Annotated in this window: 22 protein-coding genes; all 22 read right to left on the reverse strand. The window is 71.5% G+C overall.

Annotated elements, in window-relative coordinates:
• Nucleotides 1-3: 3 nt before the first annotated feature.
• The 22 genes from KIT14_15515 to pheA all read right to left on the reverse strand — a co-directional run bounded on the left by KIT14_15515 (nucleotide 4) and on the right by pheA (nucleotide 24,440).
• The gene (locus KIT14_15515) at nucleotides 4-273 is read right to left on the reverse strand and encodes a hypothetical protein (GenBank protein MCW5891931.1); all 270 of its coding nucleotides are present in this window, start codon (nucleotides 271-273) and stop codon (nucleotides 4-6) included.
• Nucleotides 270-1,226 (reverse strand): four-carbon acid sugar kinase family protein, encoded by a 957-nt coding sequence (locus KIT14_15520; protein ID MCW5891932.1) that lies wholly within the window; start codon nucleotides 1,224-1,226, stop codon nucleotides 270-272. The genes KIT14_15515 and KIT14_15520 overlap by 4 nt, the downstream gene beginning before the upstream one ends.
• Before the next feature lie 13 nt (nucleotides 1,227-1,239).
• Nucleotides 1,240-1,872: a cyclase family protein gene (locus KIT14_15525; GenBank protein ID MCW5891933.1), complete on the reverse strand. Its 633-nt coding sequence runs from the start codon at nucleotides 1,870-1,872 to the stop codon at nucleotides 1,240-1,242.
• 3 nt (nucleotides 1,873-1,875) lie between these two features.
• Nucleotides 1,876-2,916, reverse strand: a complete 1,041-nt coding sequence (pdxA, locus tag KIT14_15530; GenBank protein MCW5891934.1) for a 4-hydroxythreonine-4-phosphate dehydrogenase PdxA — start codon at nucleotides 2,914-2,916, stop codon at nucleotides 1,876-1,878.
• 4 nt (nucleotides 2,917-2,920) lie between these two features.
• Entirely contained in the window at nucleotides 2,921-4,060 is a 1,140-nt protein-coding gene (locus KIT14_15535) for a glycosyltransferase family 4 protein (protein MCW5891935.1), read from the reverse strand.
• On the reverse strand, nucleotides 4,060-5,727 hold the full coding sequence (locus tag KIT14_15540; GenBank protein ID MCW5891936.1) for an alkaline phosphatase family protein: 1,668 nt from the start codon (nucleotides 5,725-5,727) through the stop codon (nucleotides 4,060-4,062). Before KIT14_15540 ends, KIT14_15535 begins: the two co-directional genes overlap by 1 nt.
• A gap of 4 nt (nucleotides 5,728-5,731) precedes the next feature.
• Entirely contained in the window at nucleotides 5,732-7,444 is a 1,713-nt protein-coding gene (locus KIT14_15545; GenBank protein MCW5891937.1) for a sulfatase, read from the reverse strand.
• A 228-nt stretch (nucleotides 7,445-7,672) separates the two neighbouring features.
• Complete coding sequence (locus KIT14_15550) at nucleotides 7,673-7,927, reverse strand: hypothetical protein (protein ID MCW5891938.1); 255 nt, start codon at nucleotides 7,925-7,927, stop codon at nucleotides 7,673-7,675.
• Nucleotides 7,928-7,991: 64 nt separating this feature from the next.
• A complete protein-coding gene (locus KIT14_15555; protein MCW5891939.1) occupies nucleotides 7,992-9,143 on the reverse strand; it encodes an IPT/TIG domain-containing protein in 1,152 nt (383 codons plus the stop codon).
• A gap of 277 nt (nucleotides 9,144-9,420) precedes the next feature.
• On the reverse strand, nucleotides 9,421-10,632 hold the full coding sequence (locus KIT14_15560; GenBank protein ID MCW5891940.1) for a hypothetical protein: 1,212 nt from the start codon (nucleotides 10,630-10,632) through the stop codon (nucleotides 9,421-9,423).
• Between the two features lies 1 nt (nucleotide 10,633).
• A complete protein-coding gene (locus tag KIT14_15565) occupies nucleotides 10,634-11,881 on the reverse strand; it encodes an IPT/TIG domain-containing protein (GenBank protein MCW5891941.1) in 1,248 nt (415 codons plus the stop codon).
• A gap of 125 nt (nucleotides 11,882-12,006) precedes the next feature.
• Nucleotides 12,007-13,305, reverse strand: coding sequence for a nucleotide sugar dehydrogenase (locus KIT14_15570; protein ID MCW5891942.1), 1,299 nt, complete (start codon nucleotides 13,303-13,305; stop codon nucleotides 12,007-12,009).
• 12 nt (nucleotides 13,306-13,317) lie between these two features.
• A complete protein-coding gene (locus KIT14_15575) occupies nucleotides 13,318-14,268 on the reverse strand; it encodes a GTP-binding protein (protein MCW5891943.1) in 951 nt (316 codons plus the stop codon).
• A gap of 71 nt (nucleotides 14,269-14,339) precedes the next feature.
• Nucleotides 14,340-16,226, reverse strand: a complete 1,887-nt coding sequence (locus KIT14_15580) for a glycosyltransferase family 39 protein (GenBank protein ID MCW5891944.1) — start codon at nucleotides 16,224-16,226, stop codon at nucleotides 14,340-14,342.
• 93 nt (nucleotides 16,227-16,319) lie between these two features.
• Nucleotides 16,320-16,871, reverse strand: a complete 552-nt coding sequence (locus tag KIT14_15585; GenBank protein MCW5891945.1) for an isoprenylcysteine carboxylmethyltransferase family protein — start codon at nucleotides 16,869-16,871, stop codon at nucleotides 16,320-16,322.
• Nucleotides 16,872-17,171: 300 nt separating this feature from the next.
• Nucleotides 17,172-17,492, reverse strand: coding sequence for an integration host factor subunit beta (locus tag KIT14_15590; GenBank protein ID MCW5891946.1), 321 nt, complete (start codon nucleotides 17,490-17,492; stop codon nucleotides 17,172-17,174).
• A 60-nt stretch (nucleotides 17,493-17,552) separates the two neighbouring features.
• Nucleotides 17,553-19,271, reverse strand: a complete 1,719-nt coding sequence (locus KIT14_15595) for a 30S ribosomal protein S1 (GenBank protein MCW5891947.1) — start codon at nucleotides 19,269-19,271, stop codon at nucleotides 17,553-17,555.
• 121 nt (nucleotides 19,272-19,392) lie between these two features.
• Nucleotides 19,393-20,064, reverse strand: a complete 672-nt coding sequence (cmk, locus tag KIT14_15600) for a (d)CMP kinase (protein ID MCW5891948.1) — start codon at nucleotides 20,062-20,064, stop codon at nucleotides 19,393-19,395.
• Complete coding sequence (gene aroA / locus KIT14_15605; GenBank protein ID MCW5891949.1) at nucleotides 20,061-21,362, reverse strand: 3-phosphoshikimate 1-carboxyvinyltransferase; 1,302 nt, start codon at nucleotides 21,360-21,362, stop codon at nucleotides 20,061-20,063. The genes cmk and aroA overlap by 4 nt, the downstream gene beginning before the upstream one ends.
• A complete protein-coding gene (locus tag KIT14_15610) occupies nucleotides 21,359-22,246 on the reverse strand; it encodes a prephenate dehydrogenase/arogenate dehydrogenase family protein (protein ID MCW5891950.1) in 888 nt (295 codons plus the stop codon). The genes aroA and KIT14_15610 overlap by 4 nt, the downstream gene beginning before the upstream one ends.
• The gene (locus KIT14_15615) at nucleotides 22,243-23,346 is read right to left on the reverse strand and encodes a histidinol-phosphate transaminase (protein MCW5891951.1); all 1,104 of its coding nucleotides are present in this window, start codon (nucleotides 23,344-23,346) and stop codon (nucleotides 22,243-22,245) included. Before KIT14_15615 ends, KIT14_15610 begins: the two co-directional genes overlap by 4 nt.
• Nucleotides 23,346-24,440, reverse strand: a complete 1,095-nt coding sequence (pheA, locus tag KIT14_15620) for a prephenate dehydratase (GenBank protein ID MCW5891952.1) — start codon at nucleotides 24,438-24,440, stop codon at nucleotides 23,346-23,348. The genes KIT14_15615 and pheA overlap by 1 nt, the downstream gene beginning before the upstream one ends.
• Nucleotides 24,441-24,451: the final 11 nt, after the last annotated feature.

Below are 24,451 nucleotides of genomic sequence, written 5' to 3' on the forward strand. Positions count from 1 at the left end.
CTCCTACCCTCCTTTGCCGCGCCCGAGCTGGCGCACCAGCGTGGCGAGCAGGTCCGGCGGCCCCGAGGAGCCGCCCTTGGTGACCAGCGCCAGGCCCGCGAACGGACCGGCGCCGATGCGCGCGCGCACCACCAGCGGCGCGAGCCGCGCCTCGAGCCACAGCGCCGGGTGGCCGAGGCCGTCGAGCACGTGGAACGCGGTCTCGCCGCCGACGAGCACCAGCCCGCGCGGTCGCCCGCGTCCGAGCGCGGCCAGGGCCGCGGTCCGCATCATAGCGAGGACGCCGTCGCTCGTCGGCGCGCGCACCACGGGCGGGACCAGTGCGACCGCATGCCCGTCGCGCACCAGCCGCGCGGCGCCGTCGCCGGCCTGCTCGGCCGCGCCGGCGGACACCGCGAGCGTGCGCAGGACGCCGCGCTCGACCGCCAGGCCACCTGAGCGTGCGCGGTCGGATGCGCGCTGCCCATGACGCAGAGCACGCCGGCGCCGGCGGGGGCGGGGCCGGTCGCACGCGGCTGGCCGACGGGCTCCTGGCCGAGCACCCGGCGCAGCGCCCGGGCGAGCCCGATGGAGCCGGCCAGCAGCAGCGGGCGCGGCCGCCCGAGCAGGACGCGCACCGTACGCTCGAGGTCGCCCTCGGTCTGGGCGTCGCAGACGATCACTACCGCGCCGTCCGCACGCAGCCCTGCGATCGCCGCCGCCGGGCCTTCGGGCGCACGCACCGCCGCGAGGTCCAGGACCGCCGCTGCTCGCCGGCTGGTCGCGGCGAGGACCGCGCAGACGCTCGCGTCGTGGATCGGGTTCTGTGGGTCGCGCGCAAAGGGCGTCTCGTGCACGGGCACGCCCGCGATCATCTGTCGGCCGCCCTCGGTGGTGCGACCGACCTCCGGGATGGCCGGCAGCACGAACGCCTCCCCCGCACCGAGCGCGTCCATCGCCGCGTCCAGCTCGGCACCGAGCACGCCGCGCAGGCCGGTGTCGATCTTCTTGAGGACGATGCCGCCGAAGCCGCCGGCGGGCGCCAGCGCGGCGTGCACGCGTGCCGCCGCGAGCGCGGGGGCGAGCGTGCGGCTCTGCGTGTTGCGCACCGCGAGCGCCTGCGGCGGCGGGGTCCCGCCGCCCTCCCCGGCCCAGACGACGGCCACGCCACCGCGCCAGGGCAGCAGCTCGGCGCCGACGTCGCAGGCGCCGGTCAGGTCGTCGGCGAGGACGCGGAGCGCGTCCATCGCAGGCCCTCCGTCACTCGTCCAGCAGGATGGCGCGTGCCGGCGCCCCATCCAGCTCGGGAAACTTGAGCGGCAGACAGACGAGCGTGTAGCGCCGCCCCGGCGCCACCTGGCGCAGATCGAGGCCCTCGATCACGAAGACGCCGGCGCCGAGCAGCGTCTGATGGACGACGAACTCCGACGTCCCGAACGCCTCGATCGACAGGTAGTCCATGCCGACCGCCTTCACCCCGCGCTGGACCAGGACGTCGGCCGCGTCGCGCATGAGATAGGTGAAGTCGGTCTGGAACGACGGCGCCGCCCACTTCGCCGAGTTGTCGGTGAGGCAGAGCAGGATGTCGCCGTCGCGCAGGGACACGTCGCGCAGCGCCGCGGCGTCGATCGCGGCGCGGCCGCGCAGGTCGGCGACGAGACATTCGCCGACCATGCGGTCCAGCGGCACCTCGCCGAGGCGCGGGCCGTCGGCGAGGAAGTGGAACGGCGCGTCGACGTGCGTACCGGTGTGGCTGCCCATCGTGAGCAGCGACAGGTTGCAGACGTCGCCGCTGGCGAGCCGCCGCACGGCGTCGATGCGCGGCTCCGGATCGCCGGGATAGACGTGCTGGCCCGGGCCGTTCGGCACCGAGATGTCGAGGACCCGCCGCATCGCCTACGCCGCCCGGCCGAACGCCGCGGCGAGCCCGCGGTCCGTGTGCCCCTGCTTGCCGCGCGCGACCTCGGCGGCGACGCGGATCGCCTCCAGCAGGTTCACGTGGTCCGCGATGTTCCGGCCCGCGATGTCGAACGCCGTGCCGTGCCCCGTCGAGGTACGGATCAGCGGCAGCCCGATCAGCAGCGTGACCACGCGGCCGAAGCCGACCAGCTTCACCGCCATGAGCCCCTGGTCGTGATAGAGCGCGATCGTCATGTCGTAGACGCCGTCGCGCGCCTTCAGGAACACGGTGTCGGCCGGGAACGGGCCCTGCGCGTCGATGCCCTCGGCGCGCGCGGCCTCGATCGCGGGGATGATCTGGTCGAGCTCCTCGCGGCCGAAGAGGCCGTTCTCGCCGGCATGCGGGTTCAGCCCCGCGACCGCGATCTTCGGCTTCGCGATGCCCATGTCGCGCAGCGCCGCGTCGGCGAGACGGATGCGCGCCAGCATGCGGTCCCTGGTCACGTAGTCGCACACGGCACGCAGCGCCATGTGGTTCGTGAAGAGCATGAGCCGCATCTTGTCGATGACCATGACCATCGCCGGCTTGCTCTGCGTGAGCTCGCCGAGGATCTCGGTCTGGCCCTCGTAGTTGTGGCCGGCGACGTGCATCGCCTCCTTGTTGAGCGGGGCGGAGACGAGGCCGTCGATCTCGCCCGAGGCGGCCATGTGCCCGGCGGCCTTCGTCCACGCCACGGCGGCGTCGCCGTAGGCCGACACGATCCTGCCCCACGCGTGCGTCGCCATGTCGATGCAGGCCGAGTCGATGATCTCCACCGTGCCGGGTGTGCCCACGGCCTCGGCGGGCGTCTGGATGCGACGGATCGGCAGACGCACGCCGACGGCGTCCATCGCCTTCTCCATCACGGCGGCGTCGCCGAGGACGAGGGGGATGCACCACTCGGTCGCGCGCGGGTCGGCGAGCGACTTCACGGTGATCTCGGGGCCGATGCCGGCGGCGTCGCCCATGGTGATCGCGATGCGGGGTCGATACGTCATGTCGTCACTCCGTGGCCGTCACCGGTACGAGCGCGGGCCCGGCGCCCGCCACGACGGTGCGGTAGATCGATTCGATGCGGTCGAGCACGTGCTCCCACGCCTCGGGGCCCTCGACCGCGTGCCGGGCGGCCGTGCCGAGCCGGGCGCGGCCGGCGGGATCGCGCAGCAGCTCGACGACGACGGCGGCGAACGCCGCGGAGTCGCCGTCGGGCACGACACGCCCGGAGACGCCGTCGGCGAGACCCTTGGCGGAGCCGGCGCAGGCGACGATGGCCTTGCCGGCCGCCATGTAGTTCAGCAGCTTCATGGGAAAGCCGGAGCGTTCGGCGCGCGGCAGGACGGCGACGTCCGCCCCCGCCAGGAGGCTCCGGACCTCATCGTAGGACCTCGCCTGCTCGATCTCCACCCCCGGCCCCAGGAGGTCACCCTCGCGCAGGCGACGGGCTTCGGCGCGGGCGTCGTGGTGGGTCAGGAGGAGCAGGCGGGCCCGGGGCTCGGCCGCCCGGATCGCGCGGAAGGTCTCCAGCAGGAACGCGAGGTTCTGGTAACCGTCGAGGTTGCCCGCGTAGCACACGAGCCCGCGCCCGGACTCCGGGCGCGGGACGGGCACCGTCTTGCGGACCTCGGCCGGCACCGAGGTCGGCTCGATGCAGGCGAGCGCCCGCTGCGCCACCCCGCCGCGGCGAAGATGCTCGCCCAGCTCGGGCGTCACCGCGATACAGTAGTCGGCCCGGCGCGGCACCTGGGTGTCGAGGAGATGGCCGAGCCGCCCGAGGAGCCGGCGCGTGCGGCGGCCGGAGACGTACGTCGGCAGCTCCTCCGCCATGGCGCTGTGGCCGTGGTAGACGACCGGCGTCCCCGTGAGCCGTCCGACGATGAGCCCGGCGATCGCCGCCTCGTAGTTGTGCGCGTGGATCACGTCGATCGCGCGCCGGCGGACGTGACGCCACAGGCGCGCCACCAGGATCGCGTCGAGGACGACACGTCCCGGGCGCAGGCCGGGGCGGCGTCCGCGCCGCGCGCCGTAGGTGACCAGCGACACCTCGTGCCCGCGCTCCCGCAGGCCGAGCGCGAGATGCCCCACCAGCACCTGCGAGCCGCGCAGCGCGGGGTACGGCCCCGCCACGACGAGCGCGACCCGCATCAGGAGCCGGGCTCCAGATAGCCGAGCGCGGCGAGCCGCTCGGTGAGGATGCGTGTCTCCTCGGGCCCGAAGACGAGCGGCGTCGACGCCGGCGCCGGCACGCGATCGGCCTCCTCACGCGCGGCCACGGCGAGGGCGGCGCGGATGGGCCGACCGTCGAGTCCCCCCGGCACGGGCAGCCCGACGAGGGGCAGGAGCGTCGGCAGGACGTCCACGACGTCGGCGGCGGCGAGGCGCCCCCGCCCGTTCACACCGGGTCCGGCGAGCGCGAAGAGACCCTCGCGGCGATGCGTCCCGCTCGTCCCCGCGTCCTTGCCGGCGCCGTATTCGGCCGGGCTCAGCCGGCGCAGCGCGGGGCCCGGTCCCGCGCTGCGCAGGCAGGACGGGCGATAGCCGCGGTGCCAGGCCGGCTCGAGCAGGAGGTCGGGCGCACGCTCGGTCGCCGGCCCGTCGTAGATCTCCTCGCGGCGCCACACGCGCGCGACCACCGGGGCGCCGGCGGCGTCGCGCCAGTCGAGCAGCGCGGCGACGACCTGCGCGCGGACGCGCTCGTAGTCGGCCGGAGCGACGACGCCCTCGGGGTCGCGGTCGGCGCGGTTGATCCACACGCTCGGATGATAGTCGAGCTCCTCGGAGTACGCCTGCGTCCCGGGCCAGGCGATCTGGCCGAGCCGTGCCATGCCCTCGAGACGTCCGGCGGTCTCCGGAGCCCGCCGCAGGATCGCGCCCTGGAGGCCGGTCGGTATCGCCCGCAGCGCGAGTCGCCGGGCGAGGCGCGCCGCGCCGCCGCCTGCCGTCCGGAACGCCAGCAACCCGCATTCGGCGAGGCGCCGGTTGAGGTGCAGGACGCGGTCGCTGGCGCCGCCGCTGCCGTGGTCGGAGACGACGGCGACGACCGCGTCGGGTCCGGCGGCGGCGACCAGGCGGCCGACGGCGGCGTCGAGCGCCGCGTACACGCGGCGGATCGCGTCGCCGTGCGGGCTCGCGGCGTGGCGCGGCGAGGCGGCGTCGTGGAAGCGCCAGAAATGGTGCGAGACGGTGTCGGACTCGCCGTAGACGACGACCAGCGCATCGAGGTCGCCGCGGGCGAGCAGCGCCTCGGCCAGGCGCGTCCGCCGATCCACGCCGTCGAGCAGGCTCGCGAGCGCGCGCGCGTGCCACCCTGCCCCGGTGCGCACTTCCTGGAAGTCGGCGAACGGGAGCGTGCCGACGAGCCGGCGCACCTCGTCGTGGAACGCCGGCGGGTGCACGAAGGAGGCGTCGATGCGGGTCGTGAGCGGCGTGTCCCAGCCGCTCACCATGATCCCGTCGATCGGCTCCGGCGGATAGGTCGCGGGGACGGTGAGGACGGCGCAACGCCGCCCGGCGGCCGAGAGCCGGTTCCACAGGGCGGGCACGCGCCGGTGGCTCCCGTTCACGAAGCGCATGCGGTACGTGCCCGGGACGCGCTCCAGGAAGTCGAGCACGCCGTGGCGGCCCGGGTTGACCCCGGTCAGCAGCGACGTCCAGGCCGGGAAGGTCGCGGCCGGGATCGTCGAGCGCAGCGGGCCGAACGCACCGCGGGCGAGCAGCGCCCGCAGCGCCGGCAGGCGCCCCTCCGCCGCCCACGGCTCGACGAGGTCGAGGCCGGCCCCGTCGAGGCCGATGACGAGCAGAGGGGCCGCCACGCGATCAGTCGAGGTAGCCGAGCGCGCGCAGCCGCTCCTTGGTGGCGGCGTCGACGTCGACCTGCCCGCCCGCGCCCTTGTGCTCGGACGCGACGAGATAGGCCTTGCCCAGGGCGGCGCGCATCTTCTCGACCTCGACCGGCTCGGCCTCCGCGAGGTCCTTCTGCTCGCCGGGGTCGGTGGCGACGTCGTACAGCTCCGTCTCTCTGAGTCCGCGCGGGTTGCCCTTGTTGGCGGTGATGAGCTTCGTCGTCTTCGAGCGAATCGCCTGCAGCGAGTTGCCCTCGAGGTCCTCCTCGGAGAAGACGTTCTCGCGCGCCGGCGCCGCGGCGCCGTTGAGCGGCAGCGCATGGCCCTGCATCACGGGCGGGATCGGCAGGCCGGCGCTCGCGAGCATGGTCGGCGCGATGTCGAGGCTGGTCGCGAGCTCGTCGATGACGCTGCCGCGCGCGCCGCCGGCAGCGGGCTTCATGACGAGCGGCACGTGCGTCTGCTCGTCGTAGAGCGTGGTGCCGTGCCACCAGCCGCCGTGCTCGTGGAACTCCTCGCCGTGGTCGGCGGTGAGCACGATGAGCGTGTCGTCGTAGAGGCCGCGCTGCTTGAGGTCGTCGATGAGGCGGCCGACCTGGCCGTCGAGATAGGCGATCTCGCCGTCGTAGAGGTCGCTGTACTTCTGGGCGACGTCCGCCGGCGGGTTCGGGTTGGCTACGCGCGCATAGCCCTCGCCGTCGTACGGGTGCACGAAGTACGGATCGTGCGGATCCATGAAGTGCAGATAGAGGAAGAACGGGCCCTTCTTCGCGTTCGGGCCGCCGAGCCACTCGATGGCGCGATCCACCACCACCTGCGCGGGTTGGTAGTAGTTGTAGACGATGACCTGGCGCGCGAAGAAACGCTCGCGAACGAGACGCAGGCCGTTGTAGATCGTCAGCTTCGCCGCCGGCTCGTCGGCCCAGAAGAAGAGGTCGGGCGCCAGGTAGTGGAACTCGTCGAAGCCCTGCTGGAAGTTGAAGGCGGCGGTGACGTTGATGTTGTTCGGGAAGCCCGCGGCCCAGTAGCCGCCCTTGGTGAGCGCCTCGGCGATCGTCTCGACGCGGTCGGGCAGGATGTCGGCCTTGTGGATGGCGCCGTGCGACGACGGGTAGAGCCCGGTGAAGATGGTCGCGACCGAGGGCCGCGTCCACGACGCCTGTGCGAAGCTGCGTGCGGCGCGCACGCCGTCCGTCGCGAGGCTGTCGAGGTGCGGCGTCCTCGCCTTGGCGTAGCCGTAGGAGCCGAGACGGTCGGCGCGCAGCGTGTCGACCATCAGCAGGATCACGTTCGGCGCGTTGGCCGGGGCGGCCGCACGCTGCGCGGGCTCGGGCTGCGGTGGGCCCGGCATGGCGCGGGTCGCGAGCGACCAGCCGAGGGCGATCACGGCGACGAGGATCGCCGCCGGCACGGGGCGCGTCAGCAACCCGCGTCGCGCGTCGGCGCCGCGCAACGCGCGCCACACGAGAACGCCGACGACGAAGGTCGCGAGCAGCGCCGCGAGCTGCACGACGAGCGTCATGGGCCCGCCCGGAAGCTGCTCGAGGAAGACGTCGCGGATGACGCGGAAGCGACCCACGACGAATCCCAGCCCCGCCCCGATCCCGGCCAGCGCGAGGCCGAAGCCGTCCGTGCGCAGGATCGCGGCGAGAATGCCGAGCCCGAGGCCGCCCGCGGCCCCGAGCAACCCGTAGGCAATCATTGCCCAGGCGATGGGCGGGAGCTCACCGGCTCCGTGCGTCGCCCACCACGATGCTACCGCCTCGCCGCCCCCCACGAGGGCGCCGGCCAGCAGTCCCCCTGCCAGTCCGGCTCCCAAAGCGCGCATACTCATGCAGTCTGCCTCCCGAGGGCTCCAAAGAGCCTGCTAGGGCAGCAGATCGCAAGCGCCGCCCGACTGTGCTCCGACGCAGGACTACTCGGGGAATTCGAGGTCGAGCTCGGCCGCGTCGCCGGTGACACGTATGCCGCGCGGCGAGAGCTTGTAGAGATCCTGGGCCTTCCAATGCAGGAAGCGGTTCTGCTCGAGATCTTTCACGTCGGCCGCGATGGTCTCCCAGGCGACCCCCATGCGCTCGGGGAGCTGGTCGCGGGCATGGAGGAACGGCGACTCCGGGGAGGCGTCGTAGACCTTGCGGTACTCGAGCAGGATGCGGCGCTTCTGGTTCACTGAGGGTTCTCCCGCGGGGCCGGCCGCGATCCACGGCCGACCCCGCCGATGTCGGGCCCGCGTTTCAGGACACGGACAGGATCATGTTGCCGGTGAAGGTTCCGGGGACGCTGTCGACCTCGATCTTGCACGACCCCGACGCGCCGGCGGGAACCGTGACCGTGAGGGTGTTCGAGCTCTTCGAGGTGATCGGCGCAGCGATACCACAGATCCGGACGTGGGTGGTGGAATCGAGGCTACAGTGGCTGCTGAGGGTGATGGTGTCGCCGACGCGCGCGACCTTCGGGCTGAAGTCGTCGAAGCAGACACAGCGTCCGCAGCAGCGTCCCTCGTTGCCCACGTCGGCCGTGATCGTATCGCCGACGAACTGACCGACGAGGCGGTTGCTGTGGCCGAGCGAGATCGTCGCCTCGGGAGCACAGATGCGCGCCGTCACGCGCGATTGCTTGCCGAGGTTCACCGCACCGGGGCCCTTCAGCAGCACCGTGACGTCGCCGCACTCGACGCCCACCGTGCTGGCGTTGTTCACCCGGAAGGCGGCGTCACGCCCCGGGGGGATCAGGATCGTGGCCGCGGAGGCCAGCACCGTGGCGCTCTTGCCGATCTTCACCTGGCAGAAGGTGAAGGTGCCGCTGCCCAGGATCGCCCGCGCGTCGTTGCGCACGTCGAGCACGCCGTAGCTCCCCGGCGGCAGGTCGCAGCGCTTGTTGCCCGGCGCCGTGTCGCCGATGCAGTCGGCATTGGGCTGCACCACCACGTCCTTCCCGGGCGTGCACGGCGGGAACGGCGTCGGGAAGCTGCACAGGGTCTCGATCACCGCCGGCTTCGGGGAGCAGCCGGGATCGCACGATCCCGGGATGAGCGGCGTCGCGAAGCCCTGGATGGGCGGCTGGCGCACCGTCACGTTGTCGAGCGGGCTCGAGTTGTTGCGGAACACCTGGAAGACGTCGGCACTCGGCTTGGTGAACTTGACCACGTCGCCGACGATCTGCGAGCCGTCGCCGAAGAACGCGCGGTCGAGCGTCATGGTGCCGCAGCTCGAGTTCGTGCTGGGCGACGCGCAGCTGGTGCCGACGTTGCAGCCGTCGGGCAGCATCATGTCCTTCAGGCTGGCCGAGCGCAGCGCCACCAGGAAGTAGCTGCCGAGGTCACGCTGGAGCGCTTGTCCCCCGGCCGGATCCGCCGAACCGAGCGTCGCCAGTGCGACGCCCCCCATTCCACACCATCTCGCGATCGCACCAAAACGCATCTGGCACCTCCCTGTGCGCCGTCCGTTTCGGGCCGAACGCCCCGCGTCCCGCTGCCGCGCGGGGCTTCCTGCCGCCGCCCTACCGCACTCCCCTGCCGGCGAACTCCTCGCCGGCACCTCTCGACGCGAGCCCCGGAACGCGCGCGGGCGGAACCACCATCTCGGCGGCTCCGCCCGCGGTTGCTCCGTCAGATCGGAATCTGCTGGAACCGGATGTGCTGCGTGATGCTCGTCAGGTCGCTTCTCAGTTGACGGTCAGCTTGCTGAAGCCGAGGAAGCTGCCCGCCGGGCTCTCGAAGACGACGTTGCAGGCACCGGCGGCACCCGCCGGGACCGTGAACTTCAGCTCGAGCGGCGTCTTCACGGTGATCGGGGCGTCGAAGCCGCAGACGGTGACCTTGGTCGTCGCCATCATGTCGCAGGTGCCGGTGGCCGTGATGGTGGCACCCACCGACGCCGTGGTCGGCGCGAACGAGTCGTAGCAGGAGCACCGTCCGCCGCAGCACTGGCCGCGGTCGTTCAGGTCCGCGTTGACGACGTCACCGACGAACTGCCCGATGAGGGTGTTGTTGTGGCCGAGCTTCACGTTCGACTCGGGCGCACAGAGCTTGGCGGCGATCAGCGAGTTGCGGCCGAACGACACCTGGCCGCTGCCCGTCACGTGGACCGTGAAATCGCCGCAGCCGCTACCCAGGTCGTTGTTGTTGTTCAGCTTGAAGAAGCCGTTGTTGACGTTGATTTGGACCCCGGTGCCGCTGATGATGACGCTCTTGCCGCTCTTGAAGTTGCACACGTTGTACGTGCCGGGGCTCATGTTCAGGCGGGCGCCGTTGAGGACGTTGATCAGGCCGTAGGTACCCGGCGGCAGGTCACAGGCCCCGTTGCCCGGGTTCGTGTCCATGATGTCGCAGTCGCCGTTCGGCGGCACCTTGACGTTCTTGGTCGGGTCGCAGGCCGGGAACGGATTCGCAAATCCGCAGGCGGCCCGCAGCGCGGCGACGTCCGGGACGCAGCCGCTGCAGGTGCCGGGGATGATCGGCGTGTCGAACGGGGTCGGCGGCGGAAGCCCGATCGCCACGTTCGCGAGCGAGCTGTCGTTGTTGCGGAACAGCTGCCAGATCTTGGCCGGGGCCTTGCGGAAGAAGGTCGCGTGGCCGACCGTCTGGCTGCCGTTGGCCTGGGTCGTCGCGCCGAAGCTCAGCTGGCCACACTGCGAGAAGTTGCCGCTGACGCCGCAGTTCACTCCGATGTTGCAGGCGGAGTCGAGCTGCATGTCCTTCAGCGTCGCCTTGCGCTGGGCCAGGATGAAGTAGGACGCCAGGTCGCGGCGCAGGGGCTGCGCGTAGGCCGACGGCGTCAGCATGGGGCCGGCGACGGCAATGGTGAGTGCTGCCGCCAGCCCGATCTTGATGGTGTTCAGGGTGCGCATGTCGGTGGTCTCCTTCGCCTTCGCCACGTCAGTTCACCGTGAGGGTGGTGGAGCCGGTGAAGACGCCGGAGAGGCTCTCCACCTTGACCGTGCAGGCGCCGGAAGCGCCGGCCGGTACGGTGAAGACCAGCTCCGTGCTCGACTGCGTCACGATGGGGGCCGCGAACGAGTTGAGGCCGCACTGCAGGACCACACCGGTGGCCGCCCCGAGACCGCAGTTGCCGGTCATGGTGACGTTCTGGCCGACGCTCGCCGTCACCGGCGACAGCGAGTCGAAGCAGGCACAGTTCCCGGTTTCCTCGCAGCAGAAGCCGCGATCGTTCGAGTCGGCGTTGACCACGTCGCCGAAGTAGCGACCGGTCAGGTTGTTGTTGTGGCCGAGGCGGATGAGACGCTCGGGGGCGCAGAAGAAGCCGTTGATGTCGGAGTCGCGGCCGAAGCCGATGACGCCCCCACCGTTGCCGAAGACCTCGATCTTGCCGCAGTCCTGAGCCGGCGCCGGGCCGAAATCGGTGCCGTTCTTCAGGTCCATGTCGCCGTTCAGATAGATCGTCGTCTTCCCCGATGCGGTGATGTCGGCGTTCTGCCCGGCGAGCAGGTTACAGACGGTGTAGGTCCCGCCGATGAAGTTCAGCTTGGCGGCATTCTGGATCGAGATGTTACCCCAGACGCCCGGCGCGAGGTCGCAGATGCCGTTGCCAGGAATCGGATCGTTGATGATGACCGGGCAGTCCGAGTTCGGCAGCACGACGATCGACTTGGTCAGATCGCAGGCGGGGAACTGGGCGGGGAAGCCGCAAGCGGCATACAGGTCGCCGTAGTCCGGCACGCACTGCTGGTTCTGCGTCCGGCAGCTCGGCACGCCGTCGCCGTCGACGTCGCCGAGGATCGGCGGCACCCAGGACTGCACCGGCGGCGCACCGATGGTGACGTTCGGCAGACCGGACGGCCGGTTGGAGAACAGCTGCCAGATCGACGCCCCGGGCCGGTTGAACCGGGTCATGTCGCCGACGATCTGCGAGCCCCGGTCGTAGGTGGCGTTTTCGTGCGTGACCACGCCGCACGACGAGTTCGTCGCCGGCTGGGCGCAGTTCGCGCCCGTGTTGCACGCACCGTTCAGTTTGAAGTTCTTCAGGCTGACGTTGGTCATCCCGAAGATGAAGTACGACCCGAGGTCGCGCTTCAGCGGCTGCGCCGACGCGACCTGCGCGCCGACCGCGAGCGTTGCTGCGACCACGATCGCAGCCCGGCCGAGCCGGCTCGTACGAGCTCCCATTGATTGCCCTCCTTCGCAACGAGGCGACCGCGGTTCGTACGGCGCCCGGGGCGCATAGGTAGCACGAACCGTACCTCGACTGTCAAGAAAAATGGGAGGGCAGAAGCGCGGAATCCCGTCGGAATCTACAATCGGATTACGTTGTCACCCGTGCATCCCTGCAAGGCGTTGCGGGTATCCACGACCAGCGGCGCGGCCTTCTGGATAGCAGCATAGTCGATCCCCGGGTGCGCCGTGAGGATCACCACGCAATCGATCGCCCCCATGAACCCGTTCTTGGCCTCGACCGAGCTCAGCTCGAAGCCCTCGTCGTGCATGTGGGGAATATAGGGATCCGTGTAGGAGAGGATCGCGCCCTTCTCCTGGAGGAGCTTCATCACGGTCAGGGCGGGCGACTCCCGGATGTCATTGACGCCGGCCTTATAGGCGACGCCCATCACGTGGATGCGCGACCCGCGCACGCTCTTCTGGTGCCGATTGAGCGCGTCGGTGACCTTCTCCACCACGAAGCGCGGCATGCTCTCGTTGATGGCGCCGGCGAGCTCGATGAAGCGGGCGTCGAAGCCATTCATCTTCGCCTTCCACGAGAGGTAGAACGGATCGATCGGGATGCAGTGCCCGCCGAGGCCCGGGCCGGGGTAGAACGGCATGAACCCGAACGGCTTGGTCTTGGCGGCGTCGATCACCTCCCAGACGTCGACGTTGAGGGCACCGCACATCTGCGCGAGCTCGTTCACGAGGCCGATGTTGACGCTGCGGAAGGTGTTCTCGAGCAGCTTCACCATCTCCGCGACCTGGGTCGACGACACCGGGATCACCGTGTCGACCGACGCCTCGTAGAGGCTCTTCGCGACCTGGGCGCAGGAGGGCGTCGTGCCGCCCACCACCTTCGGGATGTTCTTGGTGTTGAAGCGCTCGTTGCCCGGGTCGATGCGCTCGGGCGAGAACGCGAGCGCGAAGTCGGTGCCGACCTCGAGCCCCGACGACTCGAGCGCGGGGCGCACGACCTCGTCGGTCGTGCCCGGGTAGGTGGTGCTCTCGAGAATCACCAGCATGCCCTTGTGCAGGTACTGCTTGATCTCGTTCACCGCCGAGACGACGTAGGTGAGGTCCGGATCCTTCGTCTTCCGCAGCGGCGTCGGCACGCAGATGTTCACCGTGTCGAGCTCGCGGATGACGGAGAAGTCGTTCGTCGCGCGGAACTTGCCGGCCTTCACCGGCTCCGCGATCTCTTCGTCCTTGGTGTCGACGATGTACGACTTGCCGGCGTTGATCGCCTTGATCTTGCTCTCGTCGAGATCGATGCCGGTCACCTTGAACCCGGCGCGCGCCAGCTCGAGGGCGAGCGGCAGCCCGACGTAGCCGAGTCCGATCACGCCGCAATGCGCCTCGCGGCGCTCGATCTTCTTGATGAGGTCCTGCATGGTGCTGGTCTCCTAGGCTCCGACGTGGTCGGCACGCGGCGCCGGCTCACGCTCGCAATTCGCGAGCGCGGCCCGCAGCGCGGGCTCGTGGTTCGCGAGGTCACGGCCGATGAACACGGCCTGGTTCTCCGGGATGGTGGGTAGCTTCACCCAGTTGAGCTCCCATCGCCCGCAGGTGAAGTTGAAGAGACATTGCCAATCGCGCCCGGCGATCTGCACGAGGCCCTTGGCGCGTACGACCTCGCGCGGCAGATGCGCGAGGAAGTGCTCGAAGGCGTCCTGGTCGAGCGGCCGCGCGGATCGGTAGGCGAAGCTGCCGAAACGGTCGGCGTGCAGATGCCCGCTGTGACTCCGCGCGCGCTCGCGGTACGTGGCGACGCCCGTCGCGAAAAGGACGTCGCTGTCGATCGCGCCGCGCACGGTCTGGAAGCGCGTGGCGCGATCGTTGCGCGCGCCGAGCGTCGCCTCCACGCGCGCGAGCGCGTCCGCCGAGACGAGGTCGAGCTTGTTCACGACGAGGAAGTCGGCGGCCTCGATCTGTGCGTGGGCGACTTCGGTCTCGCGCAGATGCTGCTCGACGTTGGCGGCGTCGACGACCGTGACGATCGCGTCGAGCCCGAGCCCTGCCCCCTTCACGCGTTGCGCGAGCGGCTCGGGATCGGCGAGGCCCGTGGACTCGATGACGATCAGGTGGGGGCGCGTGGTCTCGACGATCTGCTGCACGGCGAGGTCGAAGCGGTAGTCGTCGATCGTGCAGCAGATGCAGCCACTCGAGAGCTCGACCATCTTCTCCACCGCGGAAAGCCCCGTCACGACGCGTCCGTCGATGCCGATGTCGCCGATCTCGTTCATGATCACGGCGACCGGCTTCCCCTGGAGGCCGTGGTCGAGCACGTGCCGCAGGAGAGTCGTCTTCCCGCTTCCGAGGAAGCCGGTGAGGATGTCGACGGCAACCGTAGGCATGCAGCGGCGATCCGGGGGGTACCGTCTGAGTTAGCGGGATTCCATCTGGGTATCAAACCATGCGCAGCGCGTCATGACGCTCCGCCATCGCGCCCGGGCGGCGGCGGGAGCGCATACAGAGCGAAGCCGCCGGCCTCGACGATGGGGACCCCGCTCCGGGCGACGAGGTCGCGCCAGATTCCCGTCACACGCGCCTCGTACGGGTCCTCGCGCGCCTGCAATCCCTCCACGTCGACGGCGACGTAGCCCGCCCCGAGACGACGGATATCTGACACCAGGACGTCCGCGGACGGGAGCGTGCGATAGTCGACGAGCCCCTGCTCGAGATAGCTGAGGAGCACGAACGGCCGCTCGATGTAGTACGGGTGCGGTATCTTCTCGAGGACCACGACGCGGCCGTCGGACGGAATGGCGGCGTTGGCCTCGCTCCAGAAGACCCAGCGCGGCGAGTACCGGCGCAGGAACGTCGTGTCGTCCATACGGCCGACGGCGACGCGCACCTGATCCGGCCACATGGGCCGCGCGACGCGCAGGCCGATCAGCGCCAGATTGCCGGCGATGGTGACGCCGACGAGGGCGGCGAACACGCGCCGGCCGCACACCGCCTGCCCCGCCGGGACGCAGGCGGCCAGCGCGAGCATCACGCCGGGCAGGACGTAGCGCGGGTGGGCCCAGGCGCCGCCGGCGATGATGGCGACGAAGGCGACGCCGACCGCCGCGGTGCCGAGCACTGCGGCCCGTCGCCGCCGCACGAGCAGCACCCCGGGCAGGAACGCGAGCAGCAGGGGGCTGATGTCGAACGCCGAGCGCGACGTGTTTTCGAAGGCCTCGGGATGCATCGTGAGGTCCCACGGAAAGCGGAGCACGTCGAGCCCGCCGTACGCACTGCCGGCACGGCGGGCGGCGTACGTCCTCTGGTACCACTGGTAGTACTCGTCGAGATACGCGCCGGCCTCGGCGCTCCAGTATCGGCCCGGGAAGAGCCCGTGGCCGAACGGATAGATCGGGTTGCCGGTCTCGACGGCGTTGCGCACGTACCAGGGAAGCGCCACCGCGAGCACGAGGAGCCCGAACCCGAGCGCGGCGGCGAACGCGCGCCCGGGAGCCCAGCGTCGCCGCGCCATGACGGCGAGCACCCCGAGTCCGACGAGCGTCGGCAGCAGGAGGCCCATCACCTTCGTCGCCCCGGCCAGGCCGGCGAACAGCGCGGCGCGGCGGAGGTCGCTCGCCGCCGCACCCCAGGCCCAGTCGAGGAACGCGCGCACGGACAGCGCGGCGAAGGCGACTACGGGGAGATCCGCGCCGGCCCGGCTCATGAGCGACCAGCTCATCGGCAGGGTCCACACGACGAGCCCCGCGAACGGCGCGATCCGGCGGTCGAAGTGGCGGCGCACCAGGCCGGCGAGCGCGAGCGCGGCGATCACGCCCGAGACGCCGCTCAGCAGCCGCGCGAGAACGTCGCCGCGCAGCACGAACGCGCCCGCGAAGAGGAAGTTCTCGAGGAACTGCTGCTGACCCCAGAACGTCCAGGGCGTCGCCACGAGGCCGCCCGCCTGCGCCCAGAGTCGGGGATAGGCGAGCTGGTACTTCGTCTGGTCGCCGCCGACCGCCGGCGCCAGCATCATCGGGATCTCGGCGAGCCCGACGCCGAGGCCCACCGCGACCGCGCCCCATACGAGCGCGCCGTGCGGCGGCCGCAGCGCGCGCACCGCACCCACCAGATCGCGGGCACCGACGACCAGCATGACGCCCAACGCGACCGCGACCGGCGTCGCGCGCAGGTGCCCCGTGGCCGCACATACGAGACTCACCGCGGCCAGGATCGCGAGCCCGACCGTGAGGCCCTCGAGCAGATGGTCGGCTGCGTCGCGCGACCGGGCCCGCAACAGCCGCTGGGCGAGCAACCCGCTGCCGGCACACGCCGGCAGCAGCACGAGGAGCAGCGCGAGATCCGTCACGGCGCTCCCGGAAGCCGCAGGGCCCAGTAGGCGACGAACACGAGGAGCGCCCAGGCCGCGAGGACGACCCGGGCGATCCGCCGCCCGCGTCCGTCAGAAGACGAAGGGAAGGAGGCGTTTGGCCTGTGCGGCATAGCGCGAGTACTCCGGGTAGATGCGAGCGAGCGCACGTTCCTCGAGCACGATGCGGCGCGCGAGGACGACGACGGCAGGGACGGCGAGCCAGACCACCCAGCGACTGCCGAGGGTGAGCGGTGCGCCGATCGCGATCAGCCCCTGCCCGACGTACATCGGATGTCGGAGCCAGCGATATGGACCGCCGGTCACGAGCGGCACACCGGGACGTGGCTCGGTGAGGGGCGACAGCGCCTCGCCGAGCGCGCGGCCGCCGAGCCGATACAACGCGACGCCGGCCGTGAACGCGGCCAGCCCGACGAGACGACCGCGCGCCGGTCCCGTGTGGATCAGCGCTTCCACGGGTGCTCCGGCGAGAATCACGGCGAAGAGGCGGTGGTGCAGCCGGATCAACCCCAGCGGGTCGTCGGCTGCGGGCAGGATCGGCGTGCGCGGCACGGCAGCGGGCGACGTCTGCACGCGCACGAAGAGCACCACGAGGAGCACGGCGTAGGCGACGCCCCAGATCACCGTAGCTCCGTTCGCTTGCAGCATGACGCCGCGGGGCGCGCGCGCGTCGCCCCCCTCCCGGCGCATGCCACGCGTCGCCGGCACGGATCGGCGCCCGCCGCGGCTCGGCGGGACCCGGATGCGAACGACGCCGCTCTCGCAGACATGAGGAAGAGCGTACGCGAGAACGACCGGCCGAGACGCGGCTGCTCCAGCGGTACGGGCTCCACCGTGCACGCGTCTCGCGCGAGATGCGAGCCTCGGCCGAGCCCGGCAAAAGCTGCCCAGCTCAGCCGCTCGACGGCATCCGGACCCGGCCCGCTACGACGACGAGACCGCCGACGGCTCGTCCGGCTGCCACGGCTTGCCGTCGACGCGCAGGCGCAGCTCTTTGCCGACCTTGAAGAACGGCACGCGCTTCGCCTGGACGGGCACGACCTCGCCCGTCTTGGGGTTGCGGCCCTCGCGGGCCTGGCGCTGCTTCACGACGAAGCTGCCGAAGCCGCGGATCTCGATGCGCTCGCCGCGCACCAGCGCCTGGGTCATGGTGTCGAAGACCTCGTTCACCATGACCTCGGCGTCGCGACGGGAGAAGCGAGGGAAGAGCTTCACCACCTCGTCGATGAGATCGCGCTTCGTCATCGCCCCGCTCCCTGTCGGCTGTCGCTAACGATCGTCCCGTTCCGGGTGCCGGGCGGCTGCTCAGCCCTTCTGCTTGTCCCGCTGCTCGAGCTCGCCGGGCATGATGTCGGCGAACGAGAACTTCGCCGCTTCCTGCTCCCGCTTCAAGTGCGCCTGGAACTCCTCGCGCTCCTCGCTGCGGCGCAGCGCCTTGATCGACAGGGCGATGCGCTTTTCGCGTGGATCGACCTGCGTGACCTCGGCCTCGACCTCGTCGCCGATCTTGTAGAGCGACGCCGGGCGGTCCACCCGCTCGGTCGAGAGCTGCGAGACGTGGATCAGGCCCTCGACGCCCTCTTCGATCTCGACGAAGACGCCGAAGTCGGTGACGCTCGAGACCTTGCCGCGGATGCGCGTGCCGTTCGGATAGCGCTTCGGCACCGCCGACCACGGGTCCTCGCTCAGCTGCTTGATGCCGAGCGAGATGCGCTCGTTGTCGACGTCGATGCCGAGCACGACCGCCTCGACGTCGTCGCCCTTCTTGAAGAACTCCGACGGGTGCTTGACCTTCTTCGTCCAGTGGAGGTCGGAGACGTGCACGAGGCCGTCGATCCCCTCCTCGAGCTCGACGAAGACGCCGAAATCGGTGATGCTCTTCACCTTGCCGGTGATCCGGCTGTTCACCGGGTGGTTGATGCGGACCATCTCCCACGGGTTCGGCTCGGTCTGCTTGAGGCCCAGCGAGATGCGCCGGTTGTGCGGGTCGATGTCGAGGATCTGGACCTCGACCTCCTGCCCAGGCTCGAGCACCTTCGACGGGTGCGTCACGCGCTTCGTCCACGACATCTCGGAGACGTGGATGAGGCCCTCGAGCCCCGCCTCGATCTCGACGAACGCGCCGTAGTCGGTGAGGCTGACGACCTTGCCCTTCACGCGCGCGCCGGGGGGGTAGCGCTCGCTCACCGTCGACCACGGGTCGGGCATGATCTGCTTCATGCCGAGCGACACGCGCTCGCGCTCCGCGTCGTACTTGAGGACGACGACCTTCACGTGATCGCCGACGTTCACGAGCTCGGACGGATGGCCGACGCGAGCCCACGACATGTCGGTCACGTGGAGCAGGCCGTCGATGCCGCCCAGATCGACGAAGGCGCCGTAGTCGGTGATGTTCTTCACCGTGCCCTCGAGGATGACGCCTTCCTCGAGCACCTTCAGCGTCTCTTCCTTCAGCGCCGTGCGCTCCTTCTCGAGCACCATGCGCCGGGAGACGACGACGTTCCCCCGCGAGCGGTTGAACTTCAGGATGGCGAAGCGGCCGCGCTGGCCGATGTAGCGATCCAGGTTGCGGGCCGGCCGGATGTCGGCGTGCGAGCCGGGCAGGAAGGCGGGCACGCCGATGTCGACCTTGAGGCCGCCCTTCACCTTGCCGACGATCGCGCCCTCGATGGGCTGCTCTTCCTGGAAGGCGCGCTCGATGTCGCGCCACACGACGAACTGCAGCGCCTTCTGACGGGAGAGGTGAATGCCACCGCTCTCGGAGTCGCTGCCTTCGAAGTAGACGTCGACCTGCTCGCCTTCCTCGACGGTCATCTCGCCGTCGCGGGTCTGGAACTCATGGATCGGAACGGAGCCCTCGCACTTGTAGCCAATGTCGACGGTGACGCTGTCGCGTCCGATATGGACGACTCGGCCCGACACGATCTCACCCGGCTTGGGGCTCTTGAGACTCTGCTCGAAGAGGGAGGCGAAATCCTCTTCGGCTCCGGTCTCGAAACCGGGCTTCTCCGACGACACGGACATCAAGCGGGTACCCCCTGTGCGCGGGAATGAACGCGGCAATGACGCGGGCGCAACCGGGGTTCCATAGTCCTGTTCCACCACGGATTCAAGGGCATCCGCCGCCACGCGGTTCCACGCCACCTCATTCGAGCCCTCGCGCGCGGGCCATGCCTACCATCTGCTCCACCACTGCACCCAGGTCCAGTCGGGTGGTGTCGAGCACGAGAGCGTCGGCCGCGGGGACGAGCGGGGACGCGGACCGGGTCGCGTCCCGCTGGTCCCGCTCGGTGATCTCGCGGGCGAGGAGCGCCTCGTCGACAACGTCGCCGCGGGCCCGCAGGTCGATCGCACGGCGCCGGGCCCGCTCGGTGGGGTCGGCAGTGAGATAGACCTTGAGCGGCGCGTCCGGGAACACGACCGTGCCGATATCGCGACCCTCCATCACCACCCGGCCACCCTTGCCCAGACGACGCTGCAGCGCCACCAGGCGCGTGCGCACCGCGGGGCGCGTCGACACCTTCGAGGCCAGCTCGCCGGCGTCGGGCCGCCGGATGGCCTGCGAGACGTCACGCCCGTCGACGACGAGCCGCGTACCGCCGTCCTCGAGCGCGAAGGTGAGGCCGTCGATCAGCGCCGCCAGCGCCGGCTCGTCGTCGAATGCGATGCCGGCCTCGTGCGCCAGCACACCCACGGCCCGATACATCGCCCCCGTGTCGACGTAGCCGAAGCCCAGGCGGGTGGCGAGGCCACGGCTCGCGGTGCTCTTGCCCGCCCCCGCCGGGCCGTCCACGGCGACCACGCGGGGTGCGCTCATGCCGGCTCCACGACCGCGCCGAGCGCATGCAGGAGGTCGAAGAAGCCGGGGAACGAGACGTCCGCGCAGGCGGGATCGTCGATGACGAGGCCGCCCTCGGCACGCAGGGCCGCCACCGCGAAGGCCATGGCGATGCGGTGGTCGCCGCCGGTGACGATGCGCCCGCTGCGCAGTCGGCGGGCAGGATCGCCGTGCACCACGAGGCCGTCGGGCAGCGCTGTCACCGCCACGCCGAGCGGGCGCAGCTGCTCCAGGGCCGCGAGGCGATCGCTCTCCTTCACGCGCAGCTCGGCCGCACCCGTGAAGCGCGTCTCGCCGGTCGCGAAGGCGGCGGCCACGGCCAGGATCGGCAGCTCGTCGATGGCATCCGGAACCTCCTCGGGTGTCACCGCCGTCCCGCGCAGCGGGGCGTGGCGCACGACGAGGTCACCGATCGGTTCGCCTGCGACGTCGCGCCCTCCTTCGACGGCGATCGACGCCCCCATGCGCCCGAGGATGCGAAACGCCCCGATGCGGGTCGGATTGACGTCCACCGCCTCCACCCGCATCGCCGAGCCCGGCAGCAGCAGCGCCGCCACGGCCAGGAACGCCGCCGACGAGGGATCGCCCGGCAACGTCAGCGCGAGCGGCCGCAGCGTCTGCCCGCCCTCGACCGAGACGCCGTCGTCGTGCCGCGCGAGCCGTACGCCCTGGTGCGCCAGCATGCGCTCGGTGTGGTCGCGGCTCCGCAGCGGCTCGCGCACCCGCGTCGTGCCCCGGGCCCGCAGGCCGGCCAGCAGGACGGCCGACTTCACCTGCGCGCTCGCCACCGGCAGCGTGTAGTCGATGCCGGCGAGCGCACCGCCGCGCACCCGCAGCGGCGCGCGTCCCTCGGTGGTCTCGACGATGGCGCCCATCTGTCGCAGGGGCGCGGCGATGCGCTCCATCGGCCGGCGGCGCAGCGAGGCGTCGCCGTCGAGCACGACGAGGCCCGGCCCGCCGGCGACCAGCCCGGCGCCGAGACGCATCGTCGTGCCGGAGTTGCCGCAGTCGAGCGCGACCTCGCCCGTCGGTCCGAGCCCCAGGCCCGCCCCGACGAGGCGCACCGTGTCGCCGGTCCGCGTCGCCTGCGCGCCCAGACGCCGCACGGCGTCCAGCGTGGCGCAGACGTCGGCCCCGCCCGGGAATCCCTCGATCACGCTCTCGCCCTCGGCGAGCGCGCCCAGTAGCAGCGAGCGATGGCAGATCGACTTGTCGCCGGGCACCCGGCACGAGCCGTCGAGCCGCCCGGCCGGCGGTCCCACCCGCAGCGGCCTCATGCGCCACCTCCCCCGAGCCCGCGGCGGGCGCGCGCGGCGACGGCCAGTGCCGCCTCGAGCCCCGCCGCGTCGCCCTGCGCCACGCAGCGCTCGATGCGCGCCAACGCGGCGCGGAACTCGGCCAGGCCTGCACACACGGCCGCGGCGTTCGCCAGCGCGATGTCGCGCCAGAGCTCGGCCGGGCTCGCCGCGATGCGGGTCGTGTCGCGGAAGCCCGCGCCCGCCCAGGCGAGCAGCTCGTCCGCCGGCACGGCTCCCTCGGTGGCTGCGAGCACGAGGGCGTAGGCGACGAGATGCGGCACGTGCGACACGCGCGCGAGGATGGCGTCGTGGCGGCCGGCGTCCATCTCGGTGACGCGGGCGCCGACGCCCTCCCACAGCGCGCGCACGCGCGCCAGCGCCCCGGGGTCGGTCGCCGCCGTCGGCGTCAGGATGCACGGCCGGCCCCGGTAGAGATCCGCCCGCGCTGCGCCGGCACCCGAGGTCTCGCTGCCGGCGATGGGATGCGCGCCGACGACGAGCGCCGGCGACGTCCACGCCGCCTCCAGGGCCGCGACGAGGCCGGCCTTCGTGCTCCCCGCGTCGGTGAGGATCGCGTCGGGCCGCGCATGCGGCCGCAGCTCGGCGGCGAGCGCCGCGCACGCGCCGACCGGCGCCGCGAGCAGGAAGACGTCGGCGTCGCGCGCCGCGTCCGCGGCGTCGATCGCGATGCGGTCGATGATCCCCCGCCGCAGCGCCTCCTCGAGGTTGCGCCGCGTACGCCCGATCCCGACGATCTCGCCCACGAGGTCCGCCGCCCGCGCCGCGAGCGCGAACGAGCCGCCGATGAGCCCCACGCCCGCGACCACGAGCCGCGGGAGGCGCGCGCTGCCGCCCGCCGTCATCGCCCGCCGCGGAGGACCGCTTCCAGCGCCTCGACGAAGCGCTGGTTCTCCTCCGGCAGCCCGATCGTGACGCGCAGGTGCTCGGGAAAGCCGTAGCCGTCCATGGGTCGGGTGATCACCCCGCGGCGGAGGAGCGCGTCGTACACGCCCATGCCCTGCCCCACGCGGACGAGGATGAAGTTGGCGACGCTCGGCACCCACTGGACGTCGAGGCGGCGGAACGCCTCGGTGAGGAACGCCATGCCCTCGCGGTTCACCTGCAGCGTACGCTCGACGTGCGCGACGTCGGCGAGCGCCGCCTCCGCGGCGACCAGTGCGAGGGCGTTCACGTTGAACGGCTGGCGCACGCGCTGGATCGCCTCGATGACGGCCCCCGGCGCCACCGCATAGCCGATCCGCAGCCCCGCGAGCCCATACAGCTTCGAGAACGTGCGCAGCGTGATGACCGGCACCTCGCCGCCGCGCGAGCCGATCGTGTCCGGGTAGTCCGGATCCTCGACGTAGTCGGCGTAGGCGTCGTCGGCCACGACCAGCAGCTGGCGCGCCGGGAGCGCGCGCAGGAACGCCTGCCACTGCGCCCGCGTCACCATGGTGCCGGTCGGGTTGTTCGGGTTGGCCACGAAGACGAGGCGCGTGCGCGGCGTCACGGCCTCGGCCATGGCCTCGAGGTCGTGGGTGAAGCGTCGCAGCGGCACCATGCGCGGCACGCCCGCCGCCGACTGCACGATCATGCGGTAGATGACGAAGGCGCCGTCGGCGATGACGGCCTCGTCGCGCGGCCGCAGGAAGGTGCGGATCACGAGCTCGATGATCTCGTTCGAGCCGTTGCCGACGAGAATGTCGTCGGGCGACACGCCGTGCCGCTCCGCCAGCCTGCGGCTCAGGTAGAACGCCGAGCCGTCCGGATACAGGTGCAGGCGCGGCAGCGCGTCCGCCACCGCGGCGATCGCCTTCGGCGACGGCCCGAGCGGATTCTCGTTCGACGCGAGCTTGATCGAATCGCGGATGCCGAGCTCGCGCTCGACCTCCTCGATCGGCTTGCCGGGCGGATACGGCGTGAGGGTCCGAATCCACTCGGGCACCAGATGACGTACGTCCATCAGGGCTCCGGATCCGGGGCGGCTGGATACGAGCCGAGCACCTTCTGGCGCAGCGCCCGTCCCTCGACCGCGGCCAGCGCGCGAGCGACGCGCGCGTCCTGACGATGCCCCTTCAGGTCGAGGAAGAAGTAGTACTCCCACGGCCGCTCCCGCAGCGGCCTGGATTCGATCTTGAGGAGATCGACGCGATGGGTGGCGAACGGGCGCAGCAGCTTCGCCAGCACGCCGATCTCGTCGCGCACGCTGACGACGATCGACGTGCGGTCGTCGCCGCTCGGCGCGTCGGCGTCGCCGCGCCCGAGGACCACGAAGCGGGTGACGTTGCCGGCCTCGTCCTGGATGCGCTCCGCGAGCACCGAGAGCTTGTAGGCGTCCGCCGCCACCGCCGCCGCGATCGCCGCGGTGCCGGGCTCGGCTGCGGCGCGTGCGGCCGCACGCGCGTTGCTGGCTTCCTCGCCCAGCGCGACGTTCGGCAGATGCGTCGCGAGCCAGCGGCGGCACTGCGCGAGCGCCTGCGGATGCGCGCCGACGCGCTGCACGTCGGCGAGCGTCGTGCCCGGGCGCGCGAGCAGGCAGTGCTGGATCGACAGCTTCACCTCGGCGCAGATCTGGAGCGGCGACTCGGCGAGCAGGTCGAGCGTGTGCGCCACCATGCCCTCGGTCGAGTTCTCGACCGGCACCACGCCGAGGTGGGCGCGGCCGTGCTCGACGTCGGCGAAGACCTCGGCGATCGTCGGCGCGGCGACATACTCCGCGGAGGCACCGAAGTGGCGCTGTGCCGCGAGGTGCGCCCAGGTGGCCGCAGGCCCGAGGTAGCCGATGCGCAGCCGCTGCTCCATGCCGCGCGACGCCGAGATGATCTCCCCGAAGATCGCGCGCACCGCGGCGGGCGGCAGCGGCCCGCCGTTCACACGGCCGAGTCGAGCCAGGACCCGCGCCTCACGCGACGGCACGTACACCGGCGCCTGCGTGCGGGCCTTGTGCTCCGCGACGGCCAGCGCCGCGCGCGCACGACGGTTCAGCAGCGCGAGGATCTGGTCGTCGATGCGGTCGATCTGCCGCCGGAGCGCTGCAATCGAAGCGGGGCGGGCCATGGCGGCTGGCC

This window comes from bacterium (genome assembly GCA_026129405.1).
In the GTDB taxonomy this organism is placed as follows: domain Bacteria; phylum Desulfobacterota; class Binatia; order DP-6; family DP-6; genus JAHCID01.